This window comes from Tardiphaga sp. (genome assembly GCF_025356345.1).
In the GTDB taxonomy this organism is placed as follows: domain Bacteria; phylum Pseudomonadota; class Alphaproteobacteria; order Rhizobiales; family Xanthobacteraceae; genus Tardiphaga.
The window spans coordinates 1-3,390 of record NZ_JANXTC010000207.1; the positions used below are offsets into that span (position 1 = coordinate 1).

Below are 3,390 nucleotides of genomic sequence, written 5' to 3' on the forward strand. Positions count from 1 at the left end.
CTGCACGCCCCAGGGCGAGAAGTCGAGCCGCACCGACAATTTGTCCTGAGCCGCGGCGGGCGAGGCACCCGCGGCCGCAACACCTAGAAGCATCAGGGTCGAAAGAAAGAACCTTCTCATATCCCGGTCTCCGGCTGAATGGTCATGTGTCGGTGGCATCCGCTTGCGCTGGCGAATTCTGGGTCAAGTAGCTCAACACCATCTCGACGACGTGCTGGCGCCTTTTCAGCACGAGCCGGCGCGCCGCCAGATCGCGGCCGAGCAGCCAGGACAACGTGTGCTGGTTGGACAGAAAGAAATAGGCGAGGCCCGAGATTGACATATAGAGGTCGACCGCATCGACATTGGCGCGAAACACGCCTTCCGCCTGGCCGCGCTCGAGCAGGATGCGGATGGTATCGAGCAGGCCGCGATACAGCGGCTTGATGGTGTCCGATCTCTTCAGGTTCTGCCCATAGTGAATGTTCTCGATGCTCATCAGCCTGATCAGGTCTGGCGTGTCGACGAAGTGGTCGAAAGTGCTGCTGACCAGCCGCTTCATGCCCTCGACCGGCGGCAGGTCGCGCAAATGGTCGTCCTGCTGCCGTGCCCGCAGGTCGCTGTAGATGCCTTCCAGCACGGACAGATACAGCGCGTCCTTGGAGCCGAAATAGTGATAGATCAGGTTCTTGTTGACGCCCGACTGCTCGGCGATGCGATCAACGCGCGCGCCGTTGAGCCCGTTCGACACGAATTCGAGGCGCGCAGCAGCCAGGATCTTGGCGCGGCTGGCTTCGGGATTGCGAGTGATCTTCGACGACGCAGCCAAACTAAGCTCCATGAGTCCCTGCCGAGGACGCCGCGACAGTGCGCGCGGATCGTAACTGCGACGTCGCCTCGACGTCCAGCACGCCATGCGTGTCGAACGTGACAGCGTAGTGCCTGTGGGCAAATGCTGCGGTAATCTTGCCGTCGAGCACGTCCTCGCGCACCTGCACGGGATCGCGCAGCAGCGGATTGCCGTAGCCGCCGGCGCCGGCCTGCTCGTGGATGATCAGCGTTCCCTGGGCCACGGTCCGGGTGATCTTGCCTGGCAGCGCACTGCGTTCGTTGCCGATCTCGATGAAGTTGCGCGACGATCCGCCGGGCTCGCCGCCAGCAAGGCCGTATGGCTGGAACGTAACGCGATCGGTGCGCAATTGCAGCAGCGCCTCGTCGGCGAGGATCCGGTAAGAGCGGCGAATGCCGACGCCGCCGCGATATTGCCCGGCGCCGCAACTGTCCGGCACGAAGGAATAGTCCTCCACACGCACCGGATGTTCGGCTTCCATCACCTCGACCGGCAGATTGGAGAGATTTTGCGAGGCGTTGGTGACCGCCTCCAGCCCGTCCTTGTCGGGACGGCCGCCCCAGGCGCCGCAGATCATGTCGACGATGATGAAGGGCTGCCGGTTAGGGCGCAGACCGCTGATGCAGATCACGCTGTTGCCGCCCTCGCCCGCCGCCGGCACCTTGTCCGGGACGATCTTCGCCAGCGCGCCAAGCATGGTATCGAACACACGGTAGCCGGTCAGCGCGCGAGCTGCGCATGGCGCGGGCATTACCGGATTCAATATCGAGGCTTCTGGCGCCTTCACTTTGATACAGCGAAACAGGCCGACGTTGTTCGGCACGTCCTTGGCAAGCACGCAGCGCACGCTGAGATAGGTCAGCGAGTGGGTGAAGCTGAGGGTCGAGTTCAGCGCACCCTTCACCTGCGGCGACGAACCGGTATAGTCGACGAACAGCGTGCCGTCGTCATTGACAGTGATCGCCACTTTGATCGGAATCGGCTTCTCGGAAAATCCGTCGTTGTCGATAAAGTCGATAAAGTCGTAGGTGCCCTTCGGCCAGGTCTTGATTTCCTGCCGGGTCAGGCGCTCGGCGTAGTCGAGCAGTTCCTGCATGTAGGCATCGACGTCGTCGGCGCCGTAGCGCACCATGAGCTTTTCCAACCCACGCTTGGCAACCTGCGACGCTGCGAACTGTGCCGAAAGATCGCCCCAGACCCGATCCGGCACCCGGACGTTGATCTTGATCAGTGCTTCCAGCGTGGTGTTCAGCACGCCGCGATCATACAGCTTGAGCGGCGGAATCCGCAGCCCTTCCTGGTAAATCTCGGTGGAGTCGGAGGCGTTCGAGCCTGGAACGCGGCCGCCGACATCCGTGTGATGGCAGATCACCACCGAGAAGGCGCGGCGCTTGCCATCGTGGAAGATCGGCATGAACATGAAGATGTCTGGCAGGTGCATGCCGCCGTGATATGGATCGTTCATGATGATGACGTCGCCGTCGTGCAGGTCGCCCTCGAACCTGCTCAGCACCGAGGCCATCGCTTCGGGAATGGCGCCGAGATGCTGCGCGATGGTCTTGGCCTGCGCCACCATCTGGCCGTCGCCGGCGCAAATCGCGGCGGAGAAATCCATCACGTCCTTGACGATTTCCGAGCGCGCGATGCGCACGACCGTATAGGCCATGTCGTCGGCGATGGAATCCAGGCCGCTCTTGATGACGGCGAATGTGATCGGGTCGACCTTCATGCCTCGAACTCCAAAACGATGCAGCCAATTGCGTCCTTGTGTACCCTGGCATCGGGCGGCACGATAATGGTGGCGTCAAACTCCTCAATAATCAGCGGCCCCTGCATCGGGGACGCCCCCACTGCGCTGCGATCGACGATGGCGACGGCGATCGCGGCCTCGCCACGCGCGAACGAGATGTCGCGGGCGCCGGAACGAGAGGAGCCGTGCCGCGCAGCGATTTGCATTGCCGCAAAATCGAGCCTGTTCTCACGCAGGCCGCGGCCGGCGACACGCACCTTGACGAGCTCGATCGGCGTGGAGTCGCGATAGCCATATGTCTTGAAATATTCGGCGATGAAGCGCTCGCGGATCTGCGCGATGTCCTCGCCCTCGAACGGAACGGTGAGTTCGGTCGCCTGGCTTTCGTGACGCAGGTCGGCTTCCCAGAGGAACGCGGTGCGCTCGGCCTGGTAGCCGTCGCCGGCGAGTTGGGCGGCCACCAGGTGCTGCAGATCGGCCTTGATCGCCTGCAAATCGCTGACCGGAATTTGGTCCAGGAACCTGCTGACAGTCTTGAGCGCGGTGTGCTCGATGTCGGAGGCGAGCATACCGATGGCGCTGAAGATGCCCGACATCGGCGGGATCACGACGCGGGGAATGCCGAGTTGGCGCGCGAGGTCTGGCGCATGGACGCCGCCATTGCCGCCGAACGCCATCAGCGTGAGGTCGCGCGGATCGCGGCCGCGCTCCACGGTGACGGCGCGCACGGCTCGGGCCATCGCGGCATTGGCGACCGCGCGGATGCCGTGCGCGGCATCCTGCAGCGGCGAGCCGCTCGGCCTGCCGCTGC

General features: G+C 63.5%; 3 protein-coding genes. All 3 read right to left on the reverse strand.

What is annotated here, in order from left to right; genetic code table 11:
• Positions 1-142 precede the first annotated feature (142 nt).
• Positions 143-808 carry a TetR family transcriptional regulator gene (locus Q0S16_RS12715; protein ID WP_295848732.1) on the reverse strand — a complete coding sequence of 222 codons (666 nt, stop codon included), beginning with the start codon at positions 806-808 and terminating at the stop codon, positions 143-145.
• A gap of 1 nt (position 809) precedes the next feature.
• Complete coding sequence (locus tag Q0S16_RS12720; RefSeq protein WP_295848734.1) at positions 810-2,558, reverse strand: hydantoinase B/oxoprolinase family protein; 1,749 nt, start codon at positions 2,556-2,558, stop codon at positions 810-812.
• Positions 2,555-3,390 (reverse strand): hydantoinase/oxoprolinase family protein (locus Q0S16_RS12725; RefSeq protein ID WP_295848735.1); only part of this gene is annotated, 836 nt, incomplete at its 5' end. The genes Q0S16_RS12720 and Q0S16_RS12725, both read right to left, overlap by 4 nt.

What these genes read in the sequence shown, in the direction of transcription:
- Q0S16_RS12720 (WP_295848734.1), bottom strand. Translation starts at nt 2,558, where the DNA reads ATGAAGGTCGACCCGATCACATTCGCCGTCATCAAGAGCGGCCTGGAT.